This window comes from Stenotrophomonas sp. YJH_SMC_81 (assembly GCF_059370875.1).
Map to the genome: position 1 here is coordinate 142189 of NZ_JCAFUB010000008.1, position 21314 is coordinate 163502.

A 21314-nucleotide genomic window follows, 5' to 3' on the forward strand; every position below is an offset into this window, starting at 1 on the left:
CACGTGTACCTAACAAAATACTTTTATAAACACGCGAAATGGTGAACTGCTTCACGGCAATAGCATTTGTCGTGTCAAAGTCTTGACGATCTGCAAAGTTGCCGTTAACACTTGAACCCCGTTTCAGAACCATTCATTCCGCAGTAACCGCTCGGCGTACGCGCTCGGTTTTCTGTCGCTGCGCGCCGTTCGGCAATACCCCGCAGTAAATCACGCGAAAAAACGCCCCCAGGGGACGTTGGGCCAGAAGGCCCGGCGGTGGCGTTGCTTTGCCCAAAACCAGTCCAATCAGGAGCCGTACCGATGAATCGGATTTATCGCAAGGTCTGGAACAAAGCATTGGGTCAGTTGGTGGTGGCCTCGGAACTGGCCTCCTCCGACAGCAGCGGTGGTGTTGTCGACCAGCGCCGCGATACGACACCAGCTACGCCCGCGCTGTTGGCGGTGGCACTGGGCCTGGTATTGGGATTGGGCATGAGCGGTTACGCCGCTGCGCAGTCGGTGCAGATCGGCGGCAGCGCAACCTGCGTGGCATTCAGCGGCAAGCTGCTGGAAAAATGCCTGGTGGAAGGCTCCGCCAGTGCCAAGGGCAGCAACGCGGTGGCGATCGGCAGCAACAGCAGCGCCACTGCCGCCAACAGCGTGGCGCTGGGCGCAGGCTCCAGGGCCAACCGCGCCAACACGGTGTCCGTTGGCGATGCCGGCAAGGAACGGCAGATCACCAACGTGGCTGCAGGCACCCAGGCCACCGATGCGGTGAACAAGTCACAGCTGGATGCGCAGGCACGCGCCACGCAGGCCGCGCTGGCGGACGTCGCCGCAGATGGAAACCGCTATTTCAAGGCCGATGGCGCAGGTGATGACAGCGACGCGGCGAAGATCGACGGGCAGGGCGCGGTTGCAGCGGGCGCCGGTGCGCAGTCGTTGGCCAATGCCACCACCGCCATCGGTACCCAGGCGATTGCTGCCGGCCTGGGCGCCAGCGCGTTCGGCCAGGGCGCATTGGCAATCGGTGACGCCAGCGTGGTGGTCGGGCAGAGTGCTGCCGCGTTCGGTCTTGGTGACACCGCCGTCGGCGCCAGTGCCTATGCCGCAAGCGAGAATGGCGCGGCCACCGCCTTGGGCGCGTTGTCCGAAGCCACTGCCGATGGCGCCACTGCCGTGGGTGGCGGTGCCGTGGCGATGGGCCCGGGCAGTACCGCACTGGGCCGCGGCGCCACCGCCGCCAATGAAGCATCGATCGCGGTGGGTGCGTTCAGCACCGCCGTGGGTGAGTACAGCGCCGCGCTGGGGTCCAACTCGGCGGCGGTTGCCACCGGCAGCGTGGCGCTCGGCGCCGGCTCGCTGGCCGACCGTGTCGACACCGTGTCGGTCGGCGCCGCCGAATATGGCCTGACCCGGCAGATCACCAGCGTCGCGGCGGGTACTGAAGATACCGACGCGGTCAATGTCGGCCAGTTGAAGGATGTGGCCGCCGTGGCCGATGCCACCGCCAAGCACTTCCAGGCCACCGGCAGCCGGCACAGCGATGCGGGCGCGCTGGCCGAAGGTGACGAGGCACTGGCGGCCGGCGAGGCGGCCAACGCCATCGGCAATGGCACCACCGCCGTGGGTGCCGGTGCCACGGCCGTTGCGCAGAACGCCACCGCCGTCGGCAACAACGCGCTGGCGTCAGGCCAGAACAGCGCCGCGTTCGGCAACAACGCACAGGCGAACGGCCCGGGCAGCGTCGCCGTCGGTGGTGCTGCAGTGGATGCCGATGGCAATCCGCTGATCACCAGTGGTGGCGTGCCGGTCGAAACCGGCGCCACCAGCGCAGGCGTCGGTGGCACTGCAGTCGGCGCCAGTGCCGAAGCCAGTGGATTTGCGGCGTCGTCCTACGGCGTTGGCGCGTATGCCGCCGGTGCGCAGTCGTCCGCATTCGGTGCGGTCGCCAATGCCATTGGTGACTACTCCACCGCACTGGGTACGCAGAGCACCGCCACCGGTACCAGCAGCGTCGCCATCGGTGGCCCGGCCGACCTGATTCCGGGCCTGGGCTTCTTCGTGCAGACCCAGGCCAGCGGCGAAGCGGCGACGGCCGTCGGCGCCGGTGCCATCGCCAGCGGTGATCGTGCGGTGGCCAACGGCAGCCTGACCGAAGCGTCCGGTGCGGAATCCACCGCCGTCGGCTACTTCGCTTACGCCCCGGGTGAGAATGCCAGCGCGCTCGGTGCGCAGACCTGGGCCAGCGGCGCGCAGAGTACCGCCGTCGGTTATTACGCCACCGCTCGCGGTGCCAACAGCGTTGCACTGGGCGCGAACTCCGAAGCTGTCCGCGCCAACAGCGTAGCGGTCGGCAGCGCAGGCAACGAACGGCAGATCACCAGCGTTGCCGCGGGCAATGAAGCCACCGATGCGGTCAATCTGGCCCAGTTGAAGGGCGTCGCTGCCGTGGCTGACGCCACCGCCAAGCACTTCCAGGCCACCGGCAGCAGCAACAGCGAGGCCGGTGCGCTGGCCGAAGGCGAAGATGCGCTGGCCGCCGGCGAGGCGGCCAATGCGATCGGCAATGGCACCAGTGCACTGGGAGCGGGCGCCGTTGCCATCGCGCAGAGCGCCACTGCCGTCGGCAGCAACGCGCTGGCCTCGGGGCAGGGCAGCGCGGCCTTCGGCGCGGCGGCCACCGCCAGTGGCAGCAACGCTACCGCCCTGGGAACGCAGAGCAGCGCCACCGGCGCCGGCAGCGTCGCCATTGGTGGCCCGGCCGACATCGTGCCGGGCATGGGCCTGTATGTGCAGACGCGGGCCAGCGGTGTGTCCTCCACCGCGGTAGGCGGCGGTGCGGTCGCCAGTGGTGACCGCTCGTTGGCCAACGGCAGCTTCACGGAAGCAGTGGGCGCGGAATCCACCGCGCTGGGTTACTTCGCTTATGCCGCAGGCGACAACGCCAGTGCACTGGGCGCGCAGACCTGGGCCATCGGCAAGGACAGCACGGCCATCGGTTACTACGCCACCGCTGGCGCCGAAAACAGTGTCGCGCTGGGCGCCTATTCGGGCTCCAATCGGGCCAATACGGTGGCCGTGGGCACCAATGGCAATGAACGCCAGATCGTCAGCGTGGCCGCGGGTACGCAGGCGACGGATGCGGTGAACAAGGCGCAGCTGGACGCTGTGGCAAGCACCGCCGACGGCACCGCGCGCTTCTTCCAGGCACAGCCCGAAGCGGGCAGTGATGCCGGTGCGTTCGCCGAGGGCGAAGGCGCGGTCGCGGCCGGTTCGTCGAGCAATGCGATTGGCGCCGGCGCGGTTGCACATGGCGCTGCCGCGTCGGCGATCGGTGATGACAGCGTGGCGGTGGGTCGCAACAGCAGCGCCACCGGCAACGGCGGTGTTGCCATCGGTGGCCTCGGGCAGGCCTACGATGAGTACAACCAGCCGATCATCGGCGCCGACGGCAAGGCGCAGCAGGTGGGCACCACGGCGGCCGCCGATGCCACGGCGGTCGGCAGCGGTGCACAGGCCACCGGGGCTGCCAGCGGCGCGTTCGGCAATGCCGCCAAGGCCAGTGGCGACAACAGCTTCGCGGCCGGCGGCAAGTCGCGCGCCACCGGCAGCTATGCCGTTGCGGTCGGTGACAGCGCCTTCGCCAGCAGCGATGACAGCACCGCTGTCGGTGGTTACAGCTGGGCGACGGCCAGTGGCGCAGCAGCGTTCGGTTCGGGTGCGTGGGCCACCGCCACCAATGCCTCGGCATTCGGCAACGCGGCCTGGGCCAGTGGCAGTGGTGCGACCTCCATCGGTTACAACAGCTGGGCCAACGGCACCAGCTCCACCGCCGTCGGTCGCGGCGCATTTGGTTATGGCGACAACAGCGTGGCACTGGGCTTCCAGGCGCTGGGGAACAGCATCAACAGCATCGCCATCGGCACCAATACGGTGGCCGGCGGTGAAAGTGCGATTGCGTTGGGCGCCGGCAGCAACGCCAGCGCCAGCAATGCTGTCGCGCTCGGTGCCGGTTCGGTTGCCAGCCGTGCACGCACGGTGTCGGTGGGCAGCAGTGGCAACGAGCGGCAGATCACCAACGTCGCTGCCGGTACCCAAGCCACGGACGCGGTGAACAAGGCACAGCTGGATGCGGTCGCGAGTACCGCCACCACCACCAGCCGCTTCTTCCAGGCCAGTGGCAGCGGCGACGACGTAGCCGGTGCGCTGGTGGAGGGTGACAACGCGCTGGCTGCCGGTGATGCGGCCAACGCCATCGGCAACGGCGCCACCGCGCTCGGCAGTGGTGCCAACGCGCTGGCCAACAACGCGCAGGCGATCGGTTTCAACGCGCTGGCCAGCGCCGCCAACGCCAGCGCCGTCGGTGCCAACGCCCAGGCGACCGGTGAGTACGCCACCGCGCAGGGTGCGGAAAGCGAAGCCAGCGGCGAGCAGAGCGCAGCGTTCGGTGCCGCCAGCATCGCCAGTGGTGCCGGTAGTACCGCCAACGGTGTGTTGTCCGAAGCCTCCGGCGAGGAAGCCGTGGCGGTGGGCTACTTCAGCAACGCCAGCGGCAGCGGCGCCACCGCGGTCGGCAGCGAGAGCGTCGCCAGCGGCACCGCGTCGGCAGCGTTCGGCATCGGCGCAGAAGCGACCGGTGGCTACAGCACCGCCATCGGTGGCTATGCGCAGGCCTCGGCGTTCAATGCCACCGCCTTCGGCAACTTCGCCAATGCCTCCGGTTCCAACAGCGTGGCGCTGGGCGGCGACTCCGAGGCGTCGGGTGCCTACAGCACCGCCACCGGCCAGGGCAGCCTGGCCACCGGCACCAACAGCGTCGCCGTCGGCGGTTCGCTGTTCGGCGTGCTGGCCACCGAAGCATCGGGCAATTACTCCACCGCCGTCGGTGGTGGCGCCTGGTCCGGTGGCATCAACAGCACCGCACTGGGCAACGCCGCCGAATCGCGCGCGGCCAACAGCGTGGCGCTGGGCGCCGATTCGATCGCGGACCGCGACAACACCGTGTCGGTGGGCGGTGGTGGCAATACCCGCCAGATCACCAATGTGGCCGCTGGCACGCAGGGCACTGATGCGGTCAACAAGAACCAGCTCGACGCCGTAGCGGCTGCAGCGGAAAAGACCAGCAGGCAGTTCCAGGCCAGTGGCAACGCCGATGGTGAAACCGGCGCCCTGGTCGAGGGCGATAACGCGCTGGCGGCCGGTGATGCGGCCAACGCCATCGGCAACGGTGCCACCGCACTCGGCAGCGGCGCCAATGCACTGGCGGCCAACGCCACGGCGGTCGGCATCGATGCGCTGGCCACCGGCAACAACGCCGCAGCACTCGGCAGTACCGCACAGGCCACCGGCGAAGACAGCCTTGCGCTCGGTACCGGCGCCAGCGCCAGCGAGCTGGGTGCCAGCGCCGCGGGTGCGCGTGCACAGGCCAGTGGTGCGTACAGCACCGCGACCGGCACCGAATCCAACGCCAGCGGCACGCAGGCACTGGCCAGTGGCTTCCGCAGTGCCGCCTCCGCCGATGGCACCACCGCGGTCGGTGGCTATGCTGAAGCCAGCGGTCGCCTCGGGACCGCGTTGGGCTATGGCTCGGCGGCCAGCGGTGCCAACACCACGGCAGTGGGCTTCGGCGCCGCCGCGGCCGGTAGCGGTGCCGTTGCGGTCGGCCAGTCCAGCGAAGCCAGTGGCGCTGAGAGCGTGGCCATCGGTGGCAGCACCTTCTTCGGCCTGATCCCGTCGCGTGCCAGCGGCACCGGTGCAGCGGCATTCGGTGCGGGTGCGTGGGCGACCGAAGATTACGCCACCGCGATCGGCTGGAATTCGTGGGCGGATGCGGCAGATGCCACGGCACTGGGCGCCAGTGCCACCGCCAGTGGGTTGAACAGCGTGGCGCTGGGCGCCGGCTCCAAGGCCGAGCGCGACAATACCGTGGCCGTGGGCACCGCGGGCGGCGAACGCCAGGTGACCCATGTCGCAGCCGGCACCGAGGCCACCGACGCGGTGAACAAGGGCCAGCTGGACGCGGTTGCCAGCGTTGCCGACAGGACTGCCCGGCGGTTCCAGGCCAGCGGCAACGCCGATGGCGAAGCCGGTGCCCTGGTCGACGGAGACAACGCACTGGCCGCCGGCAACGCGGCCAACGCCGTCGGCAACGGCGCCACCGCGCTGGGCAGCGGAGCCAACGCCATGGCCGTCAACGCCACCGCCATCGGCGTCGATGCCCTGGCCACCGGCAACAACGCCGCGGCTCTGGGCAACAACGCACAGGCCAGTGGTGTCGACAGCGTGGCGGTGGGCAGCGGCGCCAGCGCCAGCGAACTCGGTGCCAGCGCCAGCGGCACCGGTGCCCAGGCCAAGGGTGCCTACAGCACCGCCAGTGGTGCGCAGGCCACGGCCAGCGGCACGCAGTCGCAGGCCAGCGGCTTCCGCGCCAACGCCTCGGCTGACGGTGCCTCCGCGCTGGGCAGCTATGCCGAAGCCAGTGGCCGGCTTGGTACGGCGGTCGGCTACGGCAGCAAGGCCACCGGCGCGAATGCCACCGCAGTGGGTGTCAGCGCCAATGCGTCGGCAGCCGGCAGCATCGCACTGGGTGCCGGCTCGGTGGCTGATCGTGCCAATACCGTGTCAGTGGGCAGCAGCACCAGTGATCGTCAGATCACCCGTGTCGCCGCCGGTACCGAGGGCACCGATGCAGTCAATCGTGGCCAGCTCGATGCGGTCGCGGCGACCGCCGATGGCACCGCACGCTACGTCAAGGCCACTGGTGCGGGTACCGCCAGTGCCAGCGGCAGCGATGCCGCTGCGGTCGGTTCGGCCGCCAGTGCCAGTGGTGCACGCAGCAATGCGCTGGGTGCCAACGCGATGGCCATTGGCAATGGTGCGCTTGCACTGGGCAACAGCGCCGGCGCGTCCGGTGCGAACTCGGTGGCGCTGGGGGCGGGCTCGCGTGCGCTCGATGCCAACGTGGTGTCGGTCGGCGGTGGCAATGGCACCGATGGCCCGGCCACGCGGCGGATCGTCAATGTGGCCGACGGCCGCATCGCTGCCGGCAGCAGCGATGCGGTCACCGGTTCGCAGCTCAACGTCACCAACCAGCGCGTGGGCGCAGTGGAAACCCGCGTGGGCGATTTCGATTCGCGCATCGCGACGGTCGAGACCACGGCGGCCAGTGCAGTCGGCTATGACGACGCCAGCCGTGACCGCCTGACCCTGTCCGGCTTCCAGGGCACCACCATCGACAACGTCGGTGCCGGCAGCATCGCCGCCGGCAGCCGCCAGGCGATCAATGGCGGGCAGTTGTTCCAGTCGCTCAGTGATGCCGCCAGCTTCCTCGGCGGTGGCGCCAGCGTCGGCATGCAGGGTGTGTTCGTGGCGCCGAACTACGTGATCCAGGGCGCGACGTACAGCAACGTCGGCGATGCGCTCGGTGCGCTGGACCGCAAGGTCAGCGAGATCGATCGCCGCACCGCCGGAGGCACGCGTTCGGGAACGGCAAGCCTGCGTTCGATGAGTGCCTCGCTGGATGAAAGCGCACTGGCCAGCGTCGCCGACGCACCGGCCACCGCCGACGCGGCACCGGCCAGCACCGCACGCGTGCAGGGCACGCCGACGGCCGCCGCCGCCGGTGCCGGGATTCCGGTTGGCACCCCGGCCACGGGCTTCAATGCCGTCGCCATGGGTGAGGGCGCAGTGGCCAGTGGCGCCTCGTCCACCGCCATCGGCCAGGGTGCCAGTGCCACGGCTGCCAACGCGGTGGCTTTGGGCCAGGGCTCGGTTGCCGATCGTGCCAACACCGTGTCGGTCGGTAGCGAAGGCAACGAACGCCAGGTCACCAACGTCGCCGCCGGCACCACCGCCACCGACGCCGTCAACAAGGGCCAGCTGGACCGTGGCATGGCCACTGCCAACAGCTACACCGACAGCCGCGTGCAGGCCGTCGCCGACAGCTTCGATGTGTTCAAGGGCGAGATCGACGGGCGCCTGCGCCACATGGATCGCCGCATCGACCGCCAGGGTGCGATGAGTGCGGCGATGCTCAACATGGCCACCAGTGCCGCCGGTATCCGCACCCAGAACCGGGTCGGCGTCGGCATCGGTTTCCAGGGCGGCGAGTCGGCGTTGTCGCTGGGCTACCAGCGTGCGATCAGCGATCGCGCCACGGTCACCTTCGGCGGTGCCTTCAGCAGCGACGACAGCTCGGTTGGCGTCGGTGCTGGTTTCGGCTGGTAAGCCAAACCACTGCGCCGGCGGCCACCCACGCCGGCGCATCACCTGCAACGAGGGCCTGGGGGGAGGTCACGGCAATCCCGGCTGGGCCGGCCGGGAGTCGTCAAGGAATGATGGCCGCAGTGTTGGTTCGATCCATGACCCAGAAGAGGAATTTCGACGTGATCAAGAAGCAGAACCTTCGCATCAATGTGCTTGCCGCCGCCGTGCTGTCGATGACCGCGGTGGGTGCCGTCCACGCCGCCGGGTTGCCGACCCGTGAACCGGTGCGCCAGGCCAGCACCGCCGAGCCGGGCGCCGAGCGCATCATCGTCAAGTATCGTGCCGGCACCGCTGCGGCGGGCGACCGTTCGGCCAAGCTGTCCACCGTGCAGTCCGCGCTGACCCGCGCCAGCCTGTCCGGTGGCACCGCCCGCGCCAGCACGCTGGGCCCGCAGGTCGTGCGCAGGCTCGGCGTCGGTGCCGACCTGATCCGCCTGCAGGGGCGCCTGGCGCCTGCGGAACTGCAGCGCGTGCTGAAGGAACTGAAGGCCGACCCGGCCGTGCAGTACGCCGAAGCCGACGTGAAGCTGCGCCGCACCGAGCTGCGCGCCGGTGACGTGCAGCCGGCGCTGGCGCCGAACGATCCGTACTACCAGCAGTACCAGTGGCACCTGCACAACGCCACCGGTGGCATCAATGCACCGTCGGCGTGGGATGTATCGCAGGGCGAGGGCGTGGTGGTGGCCGTGCTCGACACCGGCATCCTGCCGCAGCACCCGGACCTGGTCGGCAACCTGCTGGAAGGCTACGACTTCATCAGCGATGCCGAGACGTCGCGCCGTGCCACCAACGATCGCGTGCCGGGCGCGCTGGACTATGGCGACTGGGTCGAGAACGACAATGAGTGCTACACCGGCTCCGTCGCGGAGGACAGCTCCTGGCACGGTACCCATGTGGCCGGCACCGTGGCCGAGCAGACCAACAACGGCGTCGGCATGGCCGGTGTCGCGCACAAGGCCAAGGTGCTGCCGGTCCGCGTGCTCGGCAAGTGCGGTGGCTACCTTTCCGATATCGCCGACGCCATCACCTGGGCCTCCGGCGGCACCGTGGCGGGCGTGCCCGCCAATGCCAACCCGGCCGAGATCATCAACATGAGCCTGGGTGGAAGCGGCAGCTGTGACGGAACCTACCAGGATGCGATCAATGGCGCGATCTCGCGTGGCACCACCGTGGTCGTGGCGGCCGGCAACGAGACCGACAACGCATCCAAGTACCGTCCGGCCAGTTGCGACGGCGTAGTGACCGTCGGCGCCACCCGCATCACCGGCGGCATCACCTACTACTCCAACTACGGCACCCGCGTGGACCTGTCCGGTCCGGGTGGTGGCGGCAGCGTCGATGGCAATCCGGGCGGCTACGTCTGGCAGTCCGGTTCCGATGCGGCCACCACGCCGGAGTCAGGCAGCTACAGCTACATGGGCATGGGTGGCACGTCGATGGCCTCGCCGCACGTGGCTGCCGTCGCTGCACTGGTGCAGAGCGCGCTGATCGCCAAGGGCAAGGATCCGCTGGCCCCCGCCGCGATGCGCGCGCTGCTGAAGGAAACCGCGCGCCCGTTCCCGGTCAGTATCCCGGCCGCCACCCCGATCGGCACCGGCATCGTCGATGCCAAGGCGGCGCTGGCCAAGGCACTGGAAGAGCCGTGCACCGAGAACTGCGGGCCGGTGGCGACGCCGCTGACCAACAAGGCCGCCGTGGGGGGCCTGAACGGTACGGCCGGCAGCAGCCGCCTGTACAGCTTCGAGGCAGCCGCTGGCAAGCAGCTCAGCGTGATCACCTACGGTGGCACCGGCAACGTGTCGGTCTACATCGCCCAGGGACGCGAGCCGAGCGCCAGCGACAACGATGGCAAGTCGACCCGTCCCGGCACGTCCGAAACGGTACGGGTGAACAAGCCGGTGGCAGGCACCTACTACATCAAGGTGGTGGGCGAAGCGGCCTACAACGGCGTGAGCATCCTCGCCACGCAGTAAGCCTGACGTGTCGTAGTTGAACGGCCGAGGCCCGTCATTCTGTGTGACGGGCTTCGTCTTTTTACGAAAGCTGGCCGCAGGGCGGCGGAAATCATGGCTTAACTGCTAAAGTCGGTCCGATTGACAGGAGAGTCACGTGAACGCGCTCGCTGCAACCGTTACCGACGATGCCGAAGGCCGCATCCTGGATGCGCTGCTGGCACGCGGCCGGCTCAAGGAAGGAGACCTGGCGCGCGCGCGGCCGCTGCACGCCGAGGCCGGCGGCAGCCTGCTGGGCCTGCTGGTGCGCCTGGGCCTGGTGTCTGAACGCGACCAGGCACAGGCCAGCGCCGAGGTGCTGGGCCTGCCGCTGCTGGAGGGCAAACAGGTGCCGGAGGCCCCGCCGCAGGCGCTGGCCGAGGGACTGCCGCTGTCGCTGCGTTTCCTGAAGCAGTTCCATGTGTGCCCGCTGGAGCTGAATGAACACGGGGTGCGTCTGTGGCTGGCCGATGCCCACGATGCCTATCCGCAGCAGGCCGTGCAGTTGGCGCTGGGGGTTCCGGTGACACCAGTGCTGGGCATGCGTGCGGAGATCGATGACCTGGTCGAGCGCTGGTTCGGCCAGGGCCGCAGCGCGATGGGCGCGATCGTGGAAACCGCCGATGGCGAAGGCGGCGCGGTCGACGATATCGAGCACCTGCGCGACCTCGCTTCGGAAGCGCCGGTGATCCGTCTGGTCAACCTGGTGATCCAGCGTGCGGTGGAACTGCGCGCTTCGGATATCCATGTCGAACCGTTCGAGAGCCGGTTGAAGGTCCGCTACCGGGTCGATGGCGTGCTGGTGGAGGGCGAAAGCCCGCCGGCCAACCTCACCGCAGCGGTGATCAGCCGCATCAAGATCATGGCCCGGCTCAACATCGCCGAGCGCCGCCTGCCGCAGGACGGCCGCATCATGCTGCGCGTGCAGGGCAAGGAGCTGGACCTGCGCGTGAGTACCGTGCCCACCGCGCATGGCGAAAGCGTGGTGATGCGCCTGCTGGACCGTGAAACGGTGGTCTTCGATTTCCACCGGCTCGGCTTCACCGACGCCTTCCTGCCGCAGTTCCGCAAGGTACTGGAACAGCCGCACGGCATCCTGCTGGTGACCGGCCCGACCGGCTCGGGCAAGACCACCACGCTGTACACCGCGCTGAGCCAGCTCAACACCGCCGACGTCAAGATCATCACGGTGGAAGATCCGGTCGAATACCAGATCGAGGGCATCAACCAGATCCAGGCCAAGCCGCAGATCGGCCTGGATTTCGCCAACGCGCTGCGCAGCATCGTCCGCCAGGATCCGGACATCATCATGATCGGTGAAATGCGCGACCTGGAAACGGCGCGCATCGCCATCCAGTCGGCGCTGACCGGCCACCTGGTGCTGTCCACCCTGCACACCAACAATGCGGCCGGTGGCATCACCCGCCTGCTCGACATGGGCGTGGAGGATTACCTTCTCACCTCGACCATCAACGGCATCCTCGCCCAGCGCCTGGTGCGCCGGCTGGAGCCGACCCATGCCGAACGCTACGCAGCCTCGCCAGAGGAGATCGAACGCTTCGAGCTGCGCCGCCTGCAGCCGGAGGGACCGATCCACCTTTACCGTCCGAAGCCCTCGGCGCTGGCGCCGACCGGCTACCTGGGGCGTACCACCATCATGGAATTCCTGGTGATGAACGATGCGCTGCGGCGTGCGGTGATGCGTCGCGATGGCATGGGCGAGATCGAGCGCATCGCCCGCGAAGCCGGCATGCGCACCATGTACGAGGATGGCCTGTCCAAGGCGCTGAGCGGACAGACCACCATCGAGGAAGTGCTGCGCGTGACCGAGGAAAACTGATGCGTGCAGGACGCCGGGGCTGACATGCCGAACTACCGCTACAAGGCGCTCAATCCTCACGGTGAGGTCTTCGACGGGCAGATGGAGGCGGCCAGCGAGGCCGAGCTGATCGCGCGCCTGCAGGACCAGGGCCACCTGCCGATGGAGACGCAGCTGGCCGACGCCGGCGCGATCGGCGGCAGCAGCTGGCGCAACCTGCTGCAGCAGCGCCCGTTGCAGGGCGCTGCATTGCTGCAGTTCACCCAGCAGCTGGCGACCCTGCTCGGTGCCGGCCAGCCGCTGGACCGCGCGCTGTCGATCCTGCTGGGGTTGCCCGAGGACGAACGATCGCGCCGCGCGATCACCGACATCCGCGACGTGGTGCGGGGCGGTGCACCGCTATCCACCGCGCTGGAACGCCAGCATGGGCTGTTCTCGCGGCTGTACGTGAACATGGTGCGCGCCGGCGAAGCCGGTGGCAGCCTGCATGAAACCCTGCAACGCCTGGCCGACTACCTCGAGCGCAGCCGCGCGCTGCAGGGCAAGGTCATCAACGCACTGGTCTACCCGGCCATCCTGTTGGTGGTGGTGGGCGGCGCGCTGCTGTTCCTGCTTGGCTATGTGGTGCCACAGTTCGCGCAGATGTACGAGAGCCTGGACGTGGCGCTGCCGTGGTTCACCAATGCGGTGCTGCAGCTGGGCCTGTTCGTGCGCGACTGGTGGGTGCTGCTGCTGGTGGTGCCGGCGCTGGTGGCGCTGTTCTTCGAGCGCAAGGCGCGGCAACCCGCGTTCCGGCTGGCGCTGGATGGCTGGCTGCTGCAGCGCCGTGGCATCGGCCGTCTCGTCGGTGAACTGGAAACCGCGCGCCTGGCGCGCACGCTGGGCACCCTGCTGCGCAACGGCGTGCCCCTGCTGGGCGCACTGGGCATCGCCCGCAACGTACTGGGCAACCGCGCGCTGGCCGCCGATGTGGAAGTGGCCGCCGATGAAGTGAAAAATGGTGCCGGCCTGTCGCTGGCACTGTCGCGCGGCAAGCGCTTCCCGCGCCTGGCCCTGCAGATGATCCAGGTCGGCGAGGAATCCGGCGCCCTCGATACCATGCTGCTGAAGGCCGCCGACACCTTCGAACAGGATAGTGCCCGGCGCATCGACCGCCTGCTGGCGGCGATGGTGCCGGCGATCACCCTGGTGCTGGCCTCGGTGGTGGGCGCGGTGATCGTGGCCGTGCTGGTGCCGCTGTACGACCTGACCAATGCCATCGGTTGACGATGGCACTCCCTGCAACCCCGACACTCCGCAACTGAAAGGACCGTCCATGATTGCCCGTCGCCGACCGATCCGCCTTTCCTTCACTGCCGCGCGCAACCAGTCGGGCATGAGCCTGCTGGAAATCATCATCGTCATCGTGCTGATCGGCGCGGTGCTGACCCTGGTCGCCAGCCGCGTGCTGGGCGGTGCCGACCGTGGCAAGGCCAACATCGCCAAGGCGCAGGTGCAGACCGTGGCGTCCAAGATCGACAACTACCAGATCGACACCGGCAAGTTGCCCGGCTCGCTCAATGACCTGGTGACCGCACCGGCCGGTGTTGGCGGCTGGCTCGGCCCGTACGCCAAGCCGGCCGACCTGAACGACCCGTGGGGCCACGCCTTGGAATACCGCGCACCGGGCGAAGGCCAGCCCTATGAGCTGGTCAGCCTGGGCAAGGATGGCAAGGCCGGCGGTAGCAGCGTCGACGCTGACATCCGCTACCAGCCGTAACCGCGCATGACGTATTTCCTGCCGCGCCGGTTGCCCCACCCGCGCCTGCACGGCAGGCGCGCGGCGGGACTGTCGCTGCTGGAAATGCTGCTGGTGATCGCACTGATCGCGGCGATCGGCCTGATCACTGCCGCCGGCCTGTCGCGCGGCTTCGCCGGCATGCAGCTGCGCAGCGCAGGCAAGGACATCGCCAGCCAGCTGCGCATGGTGCGCGCGCAGGCGATCGCCCGCGGTGAACCGCAGCGCTTCGTCATCGAGCCGGCGCGGCGGCGCTGGGAAGGCGCCAACCAGCGCCACGGTGAGGTGCCCGCACAGCTGCAGGTGCAGTTCGAAGGTGCCGCACAGCTGGCCACCGCGCCGGGGCAGGGCGTGATCGAATTCCATCCCGATGGTGGCTCCAGCGGTGGCCGCATCCGGTTGCAGCGCGACGGCGCCGAATGGCGCGTCGACGTCGGCTGGCTCACTGGCGAGGTCCGCTCCGGCCCCTGGCGGGCGCAATGAAGCGGCGCGCGCGTGGCTTCACCCTGCTGGAAGTGATCATCGCCTTCGCCCTGCTGGGCCTGGCGTTGACCCTGCTGCTGGGCAGCCTGTCCGGCGGCGCAAAACAGGTGCGCGATGCCGAGTTGCGCACGCGCGCGGTGCTGCACGCCCAGTCGTTGCTGGCCGAAGCCGGTGTCGACACGCCGCTGCAGGTGGGCAGCCAACAGGGTGACTGGGAACAGGGGCGCTATCACTGGGAACTGCAGGTTCAGCCGTGGGTGGAGCCCCGCGCCGGCACTGTCGGGCAGGCGACGTCACCGGGTACTGCATGGCTGGCGGAGCTGCAGTTGCAGGTGCGCTGGGGCGACAGCGAACGCGAGCAGCTGCGCTGGCGCAGCCTGCGCCTGTTGCCGCCCGACCTGGAGAATGCCCGGTGAGGCGCCGCGCCGCAGGGTTCACCCTGGTCGAAGTGATGCTGGCCACCGTGCTGCTGGCCGGCGGCCTGGCGTTGGCCTTTGCCAGCGTGCGCTCGGCGATGGCGGTCAGCCAGCGCGGCGAGCAGATCGCCGCCGAAAGCGAACGCATGCGCGCGGTGGAATCGTTGCTGCGCAGGCAGCTGGCGGCTGCGCTGCGCACGCCGCTGGAAGTTCCGGATCCCACCCGCGAGCCGGTCTTCTTCCAGGGCGAAGAGCAGCGCATGCTGTTCGCCGCCGACCTGCCCGGCTACCTCGGCCGTGGCGGACCCTACCTGCATGCGCTGCAGGTCGACGGACACGATGGCCACCAGCGCCTGCTGCTGGAGCTGGTGCTGCTGCAGGAAGGCGAGCGCATCGCCGAGAACCCGCCGCGCCCGCCCGAGGTGCTGGTGGAAAACCTGAAGTCGGTGCAGCTGCGCTATCGGGGTATCGATGCCAGCACCGGGCAGGTGACTGACTGGATGCCGCGCTGGGACGACACCCGCCGCCTGCCGATGCTGGTGGAGATCCAGATCGCGCCGGCCCGGGGTGCGCCGTGGCCGCCGCTGGTGGTGGCGCTGCGCGCCGGTGGCAGCGGAGGCGCGCGATGAGGCGTCAGGGTGGGGCGGCACTGGTGCTGGTGCTGTGGCTGATCGCGTTGATGACCGCGCTGGTCGGCGCATTCGCGCTGAGCGCACGGGTCGAACACCTGCAGCAGCGCGTGCTGGATGACGATGCACGCGGGCAGGAACGTGCGCGCGCCGGCCTCGAATATGCACTGCTGCGCCTGTCGGCCGATCCGCAGCGCGCGCCCTGGCGTGCCGATGGCCGGACCTATCGCTGGCAGTTCGACGACGCCAGCATCGAGATCAAGGTGCTGGACGAGAACGGCAAGATCAACCTGAACCTGGCCGATGCCGCGCTGCTGGCCGCCTTCCTCAAGGCACTGGGTGAAGACGATGCACAGGCCCGGCAGCTGGCCGGGGCCATCATCGACTGGCGTGACGAGGACAGCCTGCTGCAGCCGGGCGGTGGTGCCGAAGCGCAGGACTACGCCGCAGCCGGGTTGCCCTATGGCCCACGCAACAAGCGGTTCGAGACCCTGGGCGAGCTGCAGCGCGTGCTGGGCATGCGCGGCACGCTGTACCGGGCGATGTTGCCGCACCTGACCCTGTACAGCCGCCAGGCGCGGCCGGATCCCCAGTTCGCCGGCGCACCGGTGCTGACCGCACTGGGCCTGGATGCGGATGCCGTGCTGGCGCAGCGCGCCCAGCAGGAGCGTGATGCAGATTCCGCTGGTGGTACGACAACGCTTGCCAGCAGCAGCGGCACCTATAGTATCGAGTCCGCTGCCATCGACAGCAGTGGACGCAGGTCGGTGTTGCAGGCAGTGATACGCAGTGGCTCGGGCGGGGTTCCCGGGCGGACCTACACAGTGCTTCGCTGGGAGCAGGGAATGACAGCAAGATGACGGCGTGGCAGGACAGTCTGCGGCAGGTGCAGGGCCGGATCGGCCCGGGCGCTGGCCGTTTCCTGCGCTGGTGGCGGCAGTCGCTGCTGGCCTGGGTACCGGTGCGCTGGCAATGGGCGTTGGGCTGGGGCCAGGCCCGCCTGTTGCTGCAGCCTGAGAGCGACCAGCTGCAGGTCTGGCGTGAGGCCGGTGAACGCCGCGAAGTGGTGGCGCGCCTGCCGTGGCCGCTGTCGCCGGTGGAACTGGACCGGGTACTCGAGCCGCGCCTGCGCAGCCTGCCCCGGGTGTGGCTGCTGCCCGCGGCGGATGTGCTGCGGCGCACGCTGCGCCTGCCCGCCGCGGCGGCCGACCGCCTGCGTGCCGTGGTCGGTTTCGAGATCGACCGGCAGACCCCGTTCGAAGCGTCCCAGGTCAGCTATGACGTGCGTGAACTCGGCGCGGGCGGTGAAGGGCAGTTGCAGGTCGAACTGGTGGCGTGGCCACTGCGGCAGCTGGAAGCATGGCGCATGCGGGTGGGCCAATGGGCCGATGCGCTGGCCGGCGTCGATGCCATCGATGCGCAGGGCAACGTGTTGCAGGTGAACCTGCTGCCGCCCGCGCAGCGCCAATTGCGGCCAGACCCGATGCGGCGCTGGAACCTGCTGCTGGCAGCGGCATCCGTCGTGATGCTGGTACTGGCCGCGGTGCAGTTGCTGGACAACCGCCAGGCCGCCGCCGACGAACTGCGTGCGCAGGTCGAGCGCAGCGCGCGCAGCGCGCGTGGCGTGGCCAGCGAACGCGCGCAGCTGCAGGCGCTGATCGATGGTGCTGCATTCCTTGAGAAGCAGCGCAGCCAGCGCGCCGGTACGGTGGAGATCTGGAACGAACTGACCCGGCGCCTGCCGGAAGGCACCTACCTGGAAAAGCTGGCGATCGAGAACAACAACCTGCAGCTGATCGGCCTGAGCCGCGAGGCATCGCAGCTGGTGCAGCTGCTGCAGGACGCACCGCAGTGGCGCAAGGTCAACCTGACCGGGGTGCTGCAGGCCGATGGCGCGGCCAGTGGCCGCGACCGCTTCACCATGACCGCCGAACTGCAGCCGTTGCCGGCCGCAGCACCGACCCCGGAGGCGGCCGATGCCGATGCCAAGCGCACGCCGTGATCGCTGGTTGGCGCTGGCACTGCTGCTGGCAGTGCTGGGCCTGGCCTATCTGCTGCTGGTGCACCCCTGGTTCACTCAGCCGCTGCGTGCGATCGACGCCGATGTCGCCGCCCTGCGCGAACGCGAGTCGCGCGTGCAGGCGCAGCTGCAGCAGCAGCCGCAGATCGAACAGCGCCTTCGCGCTACCCGCGAGGCACTGCAGCAGCGGCCAGGCTTCCTGCGCGAAGCCACCGCCGAAGCTGCCGCCGCTGCATTGGGCGCCCGGCTGCAGGATGCGGTAGCGATGGCCAGCCCGGGCAACCGCAGCTGCACCATCAGCAACCGCACGCCGCTGACCGACAACCGGCGCGATGCCGAGTTCGTGCGCGTCGCCATGCAGGTGCGCCTGCGCTGCGGCGTGGCCGAACTGGCCACCGTGCTGCACAGCCTCGAAACCGGCAGCCCCCGCCTGTTCGTCGACAACCTCAACCTGATCGCGCAGCGCTTCCAGCAATCGCCGAACGAATCGGGGCTGGGCCTGGATGTGTCCTTCGAGCTGGCCGGCTATCTGCTGCCAGGCGCCGCCGCCGATGGCACGGTTCCGGCGCCCGCTGCAGCGCCGACGCCGGCTGCTTCGCCGGCCGAGGCCACGCCGGCGCCCCAGCCGGCGCCCCCGTCCGAAGGGCAGGAGGTGGCCGATGAAGCTTGAGCAGATCAGCCTGCGTACCGGCTTCCTGCTGGCACTGGCCGGCTGGGCGGCGGCGGTCTGGCTGGCAACCGTCTTCGGGCTGGGCAGCCAGCTGCCGGGCGCCGACGGTGATGCCGACGCCGCGCCATCGCTGCCATCGTTGCCGCCGCTGGCTGCCGAGCGCATGGCCAGCGCCGACAGCTACAGCGCGATCGGAGAGCGCCCGCTGTTCGCCGAAGACCGCAGGCCGCGGCCCTATCTGCTGGGGGGCAGCGAACCGGCGGCCAGTGCCGCGTTGCGCCTGACCGGCGTGCTGCTGACCGGCGATTTCGGCATGGCCACCTTCACCACCGAACAGAACCGCTCGCTGCGCCTGCGTCTCAACGGCGAAGCCGTGGATGGCTGGCAGCTGGTGGCGCTGCAGCCGCGCCAGGCGACGGTGATCGGCCCCGGTGGCAACCAGGTCCTGGAACTGGCCGTGTTCAACGGCCAGGGCGGTGAGCCGCCGACGGTGCTGCGCGGTGCCAACGGTGTACCGCCTGCAGGTGCGATCGTTGTGCCGCCTTCGGCGGGTGCTCCGCCGGCGCCGTCCCCGGTCGCGGCCACCCCTCCGACGCCGCCCGCCGGCAATGCCCCCACACCTGCGGCGTCAGCTGCAAAAACACCGCCGGCCAACAACAACGGTCCCAGCGAAGCGCAGATGCAGGCCATCCGCGAACGCATCCAGGCCCGCCGCCGCCAGCTGCAGCAACAGCAGCAACAACCGTCGCCGCCCCCGGGCGATGGCACCAACCGATAGAGTGAATGCATGAACCTGCGTTTTCTTCCCTGGTCCTTTGCCCTCACGCTGCTGGTCGGCTGCAGTACGGTGTCCGCGCCGCACGTGCAGCGCAACGGCAACCTGTCGCCCAGCGCCGCTGCCGGCGAAGCGGCCGACGTCGCTGCTGATGCCGCCCGCGAAAGCCAGGGCGCACCGCAGGCGGTGATCCGTCGCGGCACCGGCACCATGATCAACCGTGAGGCCGCGCGCGCACCGGCCCCGGCGCTGCATGGCGCCAGCACCGGCGAGGCCACCTTCAACTTCGAAGGCGAATCGCTGCATGCGGTGGTCAAGGCCATCCTTGGCGACATGCTTGGCCAGAACTACGTGATTGCACCGGGCGTGCAGGGCACGGTGACCCTGGCCACGCCCAAGCCGGTCTCGCCGGCGCAGGCGCTGAACCTGCTGGAGATGGTGCTGGGCTGGAACAACGCGCGCATGGTCTACAGCGGCGGCCGCTACAACATCGTCGCCGCCGACCAGGCGCTGGCCGGTACGGTCGCGCCGAGCACCGCGCCGGCGGCCAGCGCACGCGGCTTCGAGGTCCGCGTGGTCCCGCTGCAGTTCATCTCCGCCACCGAGATGAAGAAGGTGCTGGAGCCGTATGCGCGTCCCAACGCCATCGTCAATGTGGACAGCGGACGCAACGTGATCACCCTCGGTGGTACGCGCGCAGAACTGGAAAACTACCTGCGCACCGTCGAGATCTTCGACGTCGACTGGTTGTCGGGCATGTCGGTGGGCGTGTTCCCGATCCAGTCGGGCAAGGCTGAGCAGGTCGCGGCCGACCTGGAAAAGGTGTTCGGCGAAGAGAGCAAGACGCCCAGTGCTGGCATGTTCCGTTTCCTGCCGCTGGAGAACGCCAACGCCGTGCTGGTGATCACGCCGCAGGTACGCTACCTGGACCAGATCCAGCAGTGGCTGGATCGCATCGACACCGCAGGTGGCAGCGCCCGCCTGTTCTCCTATGAGCTGCGCTACATCAAGGCACGCGATCTGGCCGAGCGCCTCAGCGAGGCCTTCGCCAGCAGTGGCAACCGCGGCGCCTCCAGCCCGGCCTCGCTGGCGCCAGGCGCCATCCGGTCGCAGCTGGGCGGTGACGGCGATCGTGGCATGGACAACAACAGCAGCACCCTCGGCTCGACGCTGGGCGGGAGCAGTGGCAGTGGCAGTGGCAGCAGCAACGGCAGCCTGAACCTGCCGCAGCGCCAGCCCGGCAACGTCAGTGTCAGCCTGGAAGTGGAGGGCGACCGCGTCGGCGTGTCGGCGGTGGAGGAGACCAACACCCTGCTGGTGCGCTCGACCCCGCAGGCCTGGCGCTCGATCCGCGAGGTGATCGAGAAGCTGGACGTGATGCCGCTGCAGGTGCACATCGAGGCACAGGTGGCCGAAGTCGCGCTGACCGGTGACCTGAAATACGGCGTGAACTGGTTCTTCGACAACGCCGTGGCCGGTCGTGCGCTGACCGGCGCACTGGCGGGCCTGACCCTGCCGCCGGCAGCGGGCGGTTCGTGGAATACCTTCGCCGGCGGTGTCACCGGCAACGATGGCGTAGGCTGGGCGTTCACCGGTCACAACGCGGCCGCCGTGGTCAGCGCGCTGGACAAGGTCACCGACCTGCGCCTGCTGCAGACACCGTCGGTGTTCGTGCGCAACAACGCCGAGGCCACGCTCAACGTTGGCGACAAGGTGCCGATCAACACCACCACGGTGAATACCGGCGTGGGCACCAGCACCTACAGCTCGGTGCAGTACATCGACACGGGCGTGATCCTCAAGGTGCGCCCGCGCGTGACCCGCGATGGCACGGTGTTCCTGGATATCGTGCAGGAGGTCAGCAGCGCCTCCGACGTGCCGGACGCCTGCAACCCGAACGAACGCAACTGCAATCCGCGCATCTCGACCAAGAAGCTGTCCACCGAAGCGGCGGTACAGAGCGGCGACACCATCATGCTGGCGGGCCTGATCACCGACTCGGCCACCGATGGCAGCAGCGGCATTCCGGGCCTGAGCAGGATCCCGGTGGTCGGTGCGTTGTTCGGGCAGAAGACCCGCACCAGCCGTCGTTCGGAGGTGATCGTGCTGCTGACCCCGACCATCGTCCGCAACAACCAGGAATCGCGCAACCTGACCGATGAGTACAGCAAGCGCTTCCGCGCGATGGAGCCGCTGAACCAGCCGCGCGCGAAGAAGTAAGGGGTTACGGCCGGGCGGCGCCCGGCACCCGCAGAGGCCAGAGCAACGGCAACAGCCAAAGCAACAGCGGGTTTACTGAGGGATGGCGGGGCACTGTGGGTTTGCGGGGACGCCGTAAACCCATCCATGAAGTGACCCCCGGGAGTTGGACATCAGATCCAACCCCGAGGGATACATGAACAGATACGACGCGCGTTTCAAACTGCAGGTCGCCAAAGAGGCCTGCAAGACCTCCACATCGGTCAAAGCCGTTGCTCGTCGCTA

General features: G+C 69.1%; 13 protein-coding genes. All 13 read left to right on the forward strand.

What is annotated here, in order from left to right:
• Window positions 1–303: 303 nt before the first annotated feature.
• The 13 genes from AC5P8U_RS16100 (at window position 304) to gspD (ending at window position 21050) form a co-directional block, all read left to right on the forward strand.
• Entirely contained in the window at window positions 304–8211 is a 7908-nt protein-coding gene (locus AC5P8U_RS16100; RefSeq protein WP_447897485.1) for an ESPR-type extended signal peptide-containing protein, read from the forward strand.
• A 158-nt stretch (window positions 8212–8369) separates the two neighbouring features.
• Window positions 8370–10223 (forward strand): S8 family serine peptidase, encoded by a 1854-nt coding sequence (locus tag AC5P8U_RS16105; protein ID WP_188241611.1) that lies wholly within the window; start codon window positions 8370–8372, stop codon window positions 10221–10223.
• A gap of 136 nt (window positions 10224–10359) precedes the next feature.
• A complete protein-coding gene (gene gspE, locus AC5P8U_RS16110; protein ID WP_005415223.1) occupies window positions 10360–12081 on the forward strand; it encodes a type II secretion system ATPase GspE in 1722 nt (573 codons plus the stop codon).
• Between the two features lie 24 nt (window positions 12082–12105).
• Window positions 12106–13326, forward strand: coding sequence for a type II secretion system protein XpsF (gene xpsF, locus AC5P8U_RS16115; protein ID WP_180866658.1), 1221 nt, complete (start codon window positions 12106–12108; stop codon window positions 13324–13326).
• 49 nt (window positions 13327–13375) lie between these two features.
• A complete protein-coding gene (gspG, locus tag AC5P8U_RS16120; protein ID WP_005415225.1) occupies window positions 13376–13819 on the forward strand; it encodes a type II secretion system major pseudopilin GspG in 444 nt (147 codons plus the stop codon).
• Between the two features lie 6 nt (window positions 13820–13825).
• Window positions 13826–14320, forward strand: coding sequence for a type II secretion system protein XpsH (xpsH, locus tag AC5P8U_RS16125; protein WP_049417201.1), 495 nt, complete (start codon window positions 13826–13828; stop codon window positions 14318–14320).
• A complete protein-coding gene (xpsI, locus tag AC5P8U_RS16130) occupies window positions 14317–14736 on the forward strand; it encodes a type II secretion system protein XpsI (protein ID WP_061478437.1) in 420 nt (139 codons plus the stop codon). The genes xpsH and xpsI overlap by 4 nt, the downstream gene beginning before the upstream one ends.
• Window positions 14733–15365 (forward strand): type II secretion system protein J, encoded by a 633-nt coding sequence (locus tag AC5P8U_RS16135; RefSeq protein WP_072168885.1) that lies wholly within the window; start codon window positions 14733–14735, stop codon window positions 15363–15365. The genes xpsI and AC5P8U_RS16135 overlap by 4 nt, the downstream gene beginning before the upstream one ends.
• Complete coding sequence (locus tag AC5P8U_RS16140; RefSeq protein ID WP_072168886.1) at window positions 15362–16225, forward strand: type II secretion system minor pseudopilin; 864 nt, start codon at window positions 15362–15364, stop codon at window positions 16223–16225. The genes AC5P8U_RS16135 and AC5P8U_RS16140 overlap by 4 nt, the downstream gene beginning before the upstream one ends.
• Window positions 16222–17367 (forward strand): PilN domain-containing protein, encoded by a 1146-nt coding sequence (locus tag AC5P8U_RS16145; protein WP_005415230.1) that lies wholly within the window; start codon window positions 16222–16224, stop codon window positions 17365–17367. Before AC5P8U_RS16140 ends, AC5P8U_RS16145 begins: the two co-directional genes overlap by 4 nt.
• The gene (gene gspM, locus AC5P8U_RS16150) at window positions 17342–18055 is read left to right on the forward strand and encodes a type II secretion system protein GspM (RefSeq protein WP_061478433.1); all 714 of its coding nucleotides are present in this window, start codon (window positions 17342–17344) and stop codon (window positions 18053–18055) included. The genes AC5P8U_RS16145 and gspM overlap by 26 nt, the downstream gene beginning before the upstream one ends.
• On the forward strand, window positions 18045–18833 hold the full coding sequence (locus tag AC5P8U_RS16155; protein WP_072168888.1) for a type II secretion system protein, XpsN-like: 789 nt from the start codon (window positions 18045–18047) through the stop codon (window positions 18831–18833). The genes gspM and AC5P8U_RS16155 overlap by 11 nt, the downstream gene beginning before the upstream one ends.
• A 9-nt stretch (window positions 18834–18842) precedes the next feature.
• The gene (gspD, locus tag AC5P8U_RS16160; RefSeq protein WP_447897484.1) at window positions 18843–21050 is read left to right on the forward strand and encodes a type II secretion system secretin GspD; all 2208 of its coding nucleotides are present in this window, start codon (window positions 18843–18845) and stop codon (window positions 21048–21050) included.
• Window positions 21051–21314 lie beyond the last annotated feature (264 nt).

Coding starts and splice junctions, on each gene's coding strand:
- AC5P8U_RS16100 (WP_447897485.1), top strand. CDS start 304: ATGAATCGGATTTATCGCAAGGTCTGGAACAAAGCATTGGGTCAGTTG.
- xpsF (WP_180866658.1), top strand. CDS start 12,106: ATGCCGAACTACCGCTACAAGGCGCTCAATCCTCACGGTGAGGTCTTC.
- gspG (WP_005415225.1), top strand. CDS start 13,376: ATGATTGCCCGTCGCCGACCGATCCGCCTTTCCTTCACTGCCGCGCGC.
- xpsH (WP_049417201.1), top strand. CDS start 13,826: ATGACGTATTTCCTGCCGCGCCGGTTGCCCCACCCGCGCCTGCACGGC.
- xpsI (WP_061478437.1), top strand. CDS start 14,317: ATGAAGCGGCGCGCGCGTGGCTTCACCCTGCTGGAAGTGATCATCGCC.
- AC5P8U_RS16140 (WP_072168886.1), top strand. CDS start 15,362: ATGAGGCGTCAGGGTGGGGCGGCACTGGTGCTGGTGCTGTGGCTGATC.
- AC5P8U_RS16145 (WP_005415230.1), top strand. CDS start 16,222: ATGACGGCGTGGCAGGACAGTCTGCGGCAGGTGCAGGGCCGGATCGGC.
- gspM (WP_061478433.1), top strand. CDS start 17,342: ATGCCGATGCCAAGCGCACGCCGTGATCGCTGGTTGGCGCTGGCACTG.
- AC5P8U_RS16155 (WP_072168888.1), top strand. CDS start 18,045: ATGAAGCTTGAGCAGATCAGCCTGCGTACCGGCTTCCTGCTGGCACTG.
- gspD (WP_447897484.1), top strand. CDS start 18,843: ATGAACCTGCGTTTTCTTCCCTGGTCCTTTGCCCTCACGCTGCTGGTC.